10 protein-coding genes are annotated in these 6,000 nt (G+C 59.7%); 2 read left to right on the top strand and 8 right to left on the bottom strand.

Going from position 1 to position 6,000, the window contains the following annotated elements; translation table 11 throughout:
- From AC1D29_RS17955 to AC1D29_RS17945, 3 genes are all read right to left on the bottom strand, one after another.
- On the bottom strand, positions 1 to 144 hold a 144-nt coding region (locus AC1D29_RS17955; protein ID WP_477899850.1), incomplete at its 3' end, for a winged helix-turn-helix transcriptional regulator.
- Between the two features lie 288 nt (positions 145 to 432).
- The gene (locus tag AC1D29_RS17950) at positions 433 to 816 is read right to left on the bottom strand and encodes a hypothetical protein (RefSeq protein WP_477899837.1); all 384 of its coding nucleotides are present in this window, start codon (positions 814 to 816) and stop codon (positions 433 to 435) included.
- A gap of 138 nt (positions 817 to 954) precedes the next feature.
- Positions 955 to 2,079 (bottom strand): DUF3631 domain-containing protein, encoded by a 1,125-nt coding sequence (locus AC1D29_RS17945; RefSeq protein WP_477899835.1) that lies wholly within the window; start codon positions 2,077 to 2,079, stop codon positions 955 to 957.
- A gap of 569 nt (positions 2,080 to 2,648) precedes the next feature.
- Between AC1D29_RS17945 and AC1D29_RS17940 the strand changes: the two genes are divergently transcribed.
- Positions 2,649 to 2,876: a hypothetical protein gene (locus AC1D29_RS17940; protein ID WP_477899833.1), complete on the top strand. Its 228-nt coding sequence runs from the start codon at positions 2,649 to 2,651 to the stop codon at positions 2,874 to 2,876.
- A 19-nt stretch (positions 2,877 to 2,895) separates the two neighbouring features.
- Here AC1D29_RS17940 and AC1D29_RS17935 read toward each other — a convergent pair whose 3' ends face one another.
- From AC1D29_RS17935 to AC1D29_RS17915, 5 genes are all read right to left on the bottom strand, one after another.
- Positions 2,896 to 3,042, bottom strand: coding sequence for a hypothetical protein (locus AC1D29_RS17935; protein WP_477899831.1), 147 nt, complete (start codon positions 3,040 to 3,042; stop codon positions 2,896 to 2,898).
- Between the two features lie 40 nt (positions 3,043 to 3,082).
- Entirely contained in the window at positions 3,083 to 3,565 is a 483-nt protein-coding gene (locus tag AC1D29_RS17930; RefSeq protein ID WP_477899829.1) for a hypothetical protein, read from the bottom strand.
- A gap of 139 nt (positions 3,566 to 3,704) precedes the next feature.
- The gene (locus tag AC1D29_RS17925; RefSeq protein ID WP_477899828.1) at positions 3,705 to 4,040 is read right to left on the bottom strand and encodes a hypothetical protein; all 336 of its coding nucleotides are present in this window, start codon (positions 4,038 to 4,040) and stop codon (positions 3,705 to 3,707) included.
- 149 nt (positions 4,041 to 4,189) lie between these two features.
- Positions 4,190 to 4,966 carry a hypothetical protein gene (locus AC1D29_RS17920; protein WP_477899826.1) on the bottom strand — a complete coding sequence of 259 codons (777 nt, stop codon included), beginning with the start codon at positions 4,964 to 4,966 and terminating at the stop codon, positions 4,190 to 4,192.
- 37 nt (positions 4,967 to 5,003) lie between these two features.
- Positions 5,004 to 5,390, bottom strand: coding sequence for a hypothetical protein (locus AC1D29_RS17915; protein WP_477899824.1), 387 nt, complete (start codon positions 5,388 to 5,390; stop codon positions 5,004 to 5,006).
- Between the two features lie 203 nt (positions 5,391 to 5,593).
- Here AC1D29_RS17915 and AC1D29_RS17910 point away from each other — a divergent pair, with 203 nt between their 5' ends.
- Positions 5,594 to 5,809, top strand: coding sequence for a helix-turn-helix domain-containing protein (locus tag AC1D29_RS17910; protein WP_477899822.1), 216 nt, complete (start codon positions 5,594 to 5,596; stop codon positions 5,807 to 5,809).
- Positions 5,810 to 6,000 lie beyond the last annotated feature (191 nt).

Raw genomic sequence — 6,000 nt, 5'->3', positions numbered from 1 at the left:
ATAGGTCGGCTCTTGGTCGCCGGCGCGCAGGTACTTCCTGATGGTGTTGCGAGACAGGCCGGTGCGTCGGGCTATCTCGCGGATGGACAGCTGCTCTCGCAGGGCCCACCGCCTGATGACACTCAGTGTCGCCACGTCAATCACTCCAGTGCTCCTGCCGCAAATAGCGGCAGGCTAGGGTTCATACGTGGGTCAGGTTTGAACGGAAATCACTGAATGGGGTGGGTCAGGTTTCGGAGGAAATCAACACCTTCAAATTGGTTGGGTTGATTGAGTTATTCACTTAATTGCTTAGTTAGCTTTTCTGGATTGCTATTGCCGGCGACGACGCATGTAGGCCGCCTACCGGCGCGAAAACTTCATCGGGGTCATCGAGTTACCCCCTTTTGCTCGCCGTGGTAAGCGGGCACCGAGGGGGCGTCAGCGCGGCGGTCAGGCCGTGGTCAGCGCTCCACGCGGAGCTTGTCTACGCACGATCCAGTACTTCTTTGAGCCACCGCCGGATCTTGTCCAGTGCAGCTTGATTGGAAGTAGGCCGCGACGTGCCATAAAGGCCATGCACATGCCCGCGCAGTGAGTCTCGCGCGGGCGGAATCCCAGCCAGAGGTCACTGCATATTTCGCTGGCTTTGTGGTTTCGGCCCGAATCGAGTTCGGGCAGCTTCAGCTTGGTCGTCGAATAGACCAGGTTGAAAAGCCCACGGGCTTCTTCAGTCGATCCCAGCATCTTTTCGCAACGCTCCCCTCCGTACGTGGCGAGGAATGCGCCGAAGGCGGCAGGATTTGGGGTGCATTTGGTAAGCGTGTCTGCACTCATTACGAACTCCATATTTCGTGATGGGGCAGCAGCTGTCGGGGTCAAGCACCCATGACTTCACCGCTGTTCTTCTTATTAAGGCGGCGGTGCCGCCTGGGGGAACTGACGGTGGATTGGCCACCGTCGAAACTGACTCTCTTAATAAAGGTCGGAATCGTCTTCGACCGGTTGCGGCGTTGCGGCAACTTCCGCCGGGGATTTCTTGGTACCCGTCACGTAGCGTGCAAACACCTCATTGAACTCCGCGATTTCGTAGCCTTTAGGCGTGCTGCCGTTCGGGTTCAAAGGATCTTTGGGCTGGCGGACCGTCTTCGGCCTGATGCCATAGCTGGACAGCAGCCGCGCGAGTTGCCGGGGTGTAAGCGGCTTTCCACGGTTATAGGTGTCCCAGCCAGCGTCCGGGTCGTCGGTGAGCCGCTTGATTAGGTCGACCGTCTTGATCGTCGGGGCTTTCCATGTGGCGAGAATTTCCATGACATCAGCCAGCAGGTCATTGCCAGGGCTGCCTTGATCCTCGCCTTCTGTGCCCATACGAATTGCGGCTTTAGAAGCTCGTAGAGGCCACTCGCCGCCGGCTACCTCGGCTATCGCAAGCAGCGGTTCCCAGTTGTCCTGCGCCCTGTCGCTCAGCTCGCTAGGCAGCATCGGGCGGGCGTCTCGAACATCGCAGATGTTGTCCTCGGCCGCGCGCACCAGCTGCGAGTTCAGGCGTGCGACCAAGGCATCGTCAAGATCCCTGAGCCGCTTCACTTTCTCGTGGCTGAGTTTCCTGCGCATGTTGAAGTGGATGCCACGGCTCAAGGTGGCATCGGGAAGATGCCGCTCCAGGCCGATTCCAGCGATCGACTTCGCGCCATACACAGAGAAGGCCTTGGGTTCGAACGTGTCGCCGACCTGCTCGCTGCGCAGCACGTAGCCATCCTTCTGATAACCGGCGTTCACCATGCCGTGCAGGTCCTTGTTGTCACGGAAGAATGTGTCCGCCTCATCGATCATCAGCGTCACGTGCCAGGTCTGGACGGCCCGAAACATGGCCGACATGGTGGCATTCGATGCGTGCAGCGGGCGCCTAACAAACTTCCCGAGGACGCTCTGGAAAAGCGTCTTCGCGCAGGCCCGCTCGGGTGCATTGATGATCGCGAGAGGCGAGACATTCGCCGCCCCGGTCATGTGCGAGTGTGCGATCCACAGCGTCGCAGCGACGGCATCGTGTTCGTCGAGGATCACGTGGCTGCGCACGACCCCGTAGATTTCGTCCAGCAACGAAGCCAGATTGACGGGCTCGCTGGCCGCTACTGGGTCATCGAACGGAGAACTGGTGGGCGAGCTACGGCTTGTCGAGCTGTCCTTCTGTCTCTGTCGTTTATCTACGTTGGCTAGGGAGCCAGCAGCTTCTCTGCTGGAAGCGTTTTGGCCGGACGTGTGCACTGCATCCGGCGAATGGTCATTGGTAGATTTGGGAGGGTGATCAATGCCAGACGTCGTTTGCACGGCCACGCTGGCGCCCTCCAATGGAGTCGCGTTCATATCGGGTTGTTAAAGAACAACCGCTCGTTGAAATACAGGCGCGCAGGAAGGAGCGGCACAGCGTCTGCGGCTGTGTCCATGCACTCCAAAGGCAAACATGGAGTCCTGAGTACTGGCTGACCGACGCGCTGGTCAACACGATGGACGACGTGCTGAGCCGAAAGCGTCTAAGGATCTATGCGCCGCTGATGATCAGCGGGCCCCACTAGGACAATTCTTCGCCGGGCTGGTGGGGACAGGTGCTCGGCTGACATCGGGTGGGCATCTTGCTTAGCCCAACTTAATGGGAATAGGCTGATGCACACATGCCCATCATCGCCGATGCCCCCGTGCCGGTCAAGGCAGCAGCACAGGTCTCGCGGATCCGCAACATCCGCAACGACGAAACGCTGGCGGGTCCGTGGCGGCGTTTCGGATGTTTCGGCATGGGCGGCCGCGAGCAAAAAAATAGGCCGTGCGCCACCTCCCGAATCGCGACGCAGCAAGCCAACGAGATAGGTTGGCTTTCTGGCGTGATCCAAGAGGTGGCATAGGCATAGGTTGGCGGCGTGGTCAGTCCCAGGCTGAGCTGCAATGCCCTGCCTCAAAGCCTGCAAGCAAGGAGGCCTGGCTGGCGATAACCAGCGGCAGCAGTTCAGCGGGGAAGTCGCTGTCATGGGCGTGCTGGGCGGCAATGGCAATGCTGTCGATGTAGGTCATTAAGGTTCTCTTAGGTAGGTGGTTAGGTTGGTGTGCCGATTCAGTCGGCGGCGTTCTTGGAAGCGCGCAACGCGCGGCCCTTCTTGCCGGGTGCCAGGTCCTGCATGGCGGCCATAGCGACCTGCTCGAAGCTCGTGGTTGGCACGTGCTCATGCAGCCGCGTGTTTTCTTCATTCACCCGGGCCATGCCCAGATGTTTGAGAACGGCAAGCAGGAAGCCGGCGGTGTTCACACTGCGGCCGGGATGAACCGCACGAAGGGCTTTGGCGGTCAGGCGAGTGGCACGCTTGACGACTTCGTCGAACGTCGATGCTGGCGCCCATCCGTCGTGGAACATGCCACCGCCCGAGTTGGTGGCAATGCGCAGATGCAGGGTCTGGTCCTCGGTGTGGCGGCCGATCTCGAAGGTCAGCGTGGACAGGCCGGATAGCGACGAGCACTCGCCGGTGAACACGGCCTGGATTGGGTCAGGCGGCAGTACTTCTTCCGGCTGCGAGTCAGACGGATTTGGTGTCGTGGACATATGCGATCTCCTTGAAGGGTCTGAGCGTTCCGGCTCGTGCCGACGCTGATTGAGCGGAATGCTCTATCACATAAGATGACACTGATTGCGCAGTTAGCTTTCTCATGCCGAGCCGCCACGCAGGCATTGCCAGCCACCCTCAAAAGGCGTGCTGCCGACACAACGCCAGCAGCTCTGATGGGCCGTTTATCTTCTGCACAAAGACCATCGCGCCATAGCCGGACGACGACAGCACGAACACCATCTCGAAGGTACTGCCGTGGTCCTCGATGAACTCCCACGAGGGGTAGCCACCCGAGACATCTAGGGTGATTTCCAGATGCGCTTCCAGCGCGGATAGTGAGTCTCCCGACTCAATGACGATGACGCGCGCCAACTCTTCTATGCGGTCGCCGTCTGCTTCCACCTCCTTCACGCGGCGGCGCAGGAGTTGGCCGAGTTCGGCGTCGTCGGTTTCGTTGATGAACGCCTGCACCTCAGTGGCTTGGCGAAGTACGTGCATAGAGCTCCTTTGGTTCTAACAATAGAAAAGCCCCGCTGAATTTCTCCAGTGGGGCTTCGGTGAGGTTGTTGGCTCAGTTGGCAGGTGGTGGTGCCTGTCGCCGTGGGCCTATGGTGATGTGGTCATGCACTCCGGTCGTCTGACGTAATTCGCTCCAGAAGCTTGTATGCCAGCGCAATGGACAGCGAAATTTCATCTTTCATGCGGGGCGCGGTCGCGGCAAGCGCCAGCAGCAACGAGCCCGACAGAACCAATGCGCCAACGTTCAGCCAAGGTATGCCGTAGAGGAACATGGAGATTGAAGCCACAAGCCCGACCCCGGTACCGGCGGCCGTGAGGACACCCGAGATCAACAACAGTGCGCCGACGCCGCCGACACCTGTTGCGCTGATCAGGCGGTAGACGCGCCGGAAATCCTTACCCTCCCCCTTCAACAGCGTTTCGATGACTGAGTACGTCGAGTTGATGTCCTCGGCATGCTCATCGCCAAAGCTCTCCAGACAACGGGCTTTCCATCTGGACATTAAGCCCAGGCAGTGATTCCTGAGGTCGGCACTTTTCAGCTCAAGCAGGGTGAGCCGATCGAGGTTGATGTTCAGCTCATCGCGAAGCCTCACGGCGGGCGGCTGGCCGGTGCCATTGATTGCGACGTAAGTGGCCGTGCCAGCCTCGTATGAGAACCCCGCCGTCTTGGGCGTTCCCAGCGTTTCGTTGAGTGATTCGAGAAACTCTTTCCCGAACGCCTGCCGCAGGGCTTCAACGGCAGACACGCCCCTCTCTATTGCGGTGGCGGCTTCCGCGAGTTTCGCGGCGCCATCTTTCCTGGCGCCAAGATGCTTCAACAGACCGGTCGCAGCGGTCTTTCCGAATATGCCGATCAACGTTGCTGTGATTGCCATGCCCCTCCAAGAAGGTTGGTTGACGTTGGGCTTGAGCTCAGCAGCCTTTGGAGATCCGCTCTGCGAGCGTCCCCTTGAGGGGGTAGTGGTTGGAGATCCAGACAGTGATGCTGCTGCCGGTGGCCGTGGGCGCGAGTTGCACGATGGCGGCCATGCCGACCTCGCTGCGGGCGCGTATTTCCTTGGTACCGGGCTTTGCCGGCTCATCGGCATACGCGGCGTTGAACGATGCGATGCGCTCTTGGATGTTGAACATCGCGCACTTGCCGGCGGCATCCACGGCACTGCTGCTCTGGTAAACGCGGGGCGTCGAGCCCTTGGTGTCGAGGTAGGTGGACTGCATGAACGAGGCCGGCGTGATGGACACGCAGCCGCTGAGCATGGACGTCGGCACAGTCAGCAGTACCAGGGTCAGTTTCTTCATGGTTCCTCCTTGTGTTGAGTAAGTTTTTGGATCGAGAAGGGATGGGCGACATTGAGAGCCTCCCGGACCAAGTGACATCAACCATGGCCGGGCAACACCACTAGCGAATCCGCTCTCAAATTCCCAATATATCGGGAAGACGGATCCGGGACAGCCGGAGAAATTCTCCCCATATGGTGGGAGTGGCTGGGAGTACGTTCGAGTTGCCGATTGGCGTCGCGTTGCGGCGCCTGCGGAAGGCGCGCGGCCTGAGCCAAGAACAGCTTGGACTTGATTCAGGTGTTCAGCGGAACTTCATCTCGCTGATCGAATTGGGGCAAAACCAGCCCACCATCAGCACGATTGCCAAGCTGGCGCGAGCACTGGGCTTAAAGGCATCGGAGTTGGTTGCAGAAGCCGAGGCCGAGGCTGCGGTCTAACGCCACCAGGCCGGCTCTGATCGCTGGTCGAAACGCCGAAATGGGCCGCCGATGTGGCATTCATGTTCCATATCGACACTGTGATCGCAATGATTGAATGCTTCCGGCCGCAATGCAGCCCTTTTCTCAGAGCCATGCGCGCACTTGGGAGGTGCCTAATCACACCTTGTCGAAGTGGGTCATCCCGCTTG

The organism is Roseateles sp. P1_C6, from assembly GCF_056406315.1.
The sequence above is the reverse complement of the archived record's forward strand: the minus strand, read 5'-3'. Positions and strand labels throughout refer to the sequence as shown.

What these genes read in the sequence shown, in the direction of transcription:
- AC1D29_RS17950 (WP_477899837.1), bottom strand. Translation starts at nt 816, where the DNA reads ATGAGTGCAGACACGCTTACCAAATGCACCCCAAATCCTGCCGCCTTC.
- AC1D29_RS17940 (WP_477899833.1), top strand. Translation starts at nt 2,649, where the DNA reads ATGCCCATCATCGCCGATGCCCCCGTGCCGGTCAAGGCAGCAGCACAG.
- AC1D29_RS17935 (WP_477899831.1), bottom strand. Translation starts at nt 3,042, where the DNA reads ATGACCTACATCGACAGCATTGCCATTGCCGCCCAGCACGCCCATGAC.
- AC1D29_RS17930 (WP_477899829.1), bottom strand. Translation starts at nt 3,565, where the DNA reads ATGTCCACGACACCAAATCCGTCTGACTCGCAGCCGGAAGAAGTACTG.
- AC1D29_RS17920 (WP_477899826.1), bottom strand. Translation starts at nt 4,966, where the DNA reads ATGGCAATCACAGCAACGTTGATCGGCATATTCGGAAAGACCGCTGCG.
- AC1D29_RS17915 (WP_477899824.1), bottom strand. Translation starts at nt 5,390, where the DNA reads ATGAAGAAACTGACCCTGGTACTGCTGACTGTGCCGACGTCCATGCTC.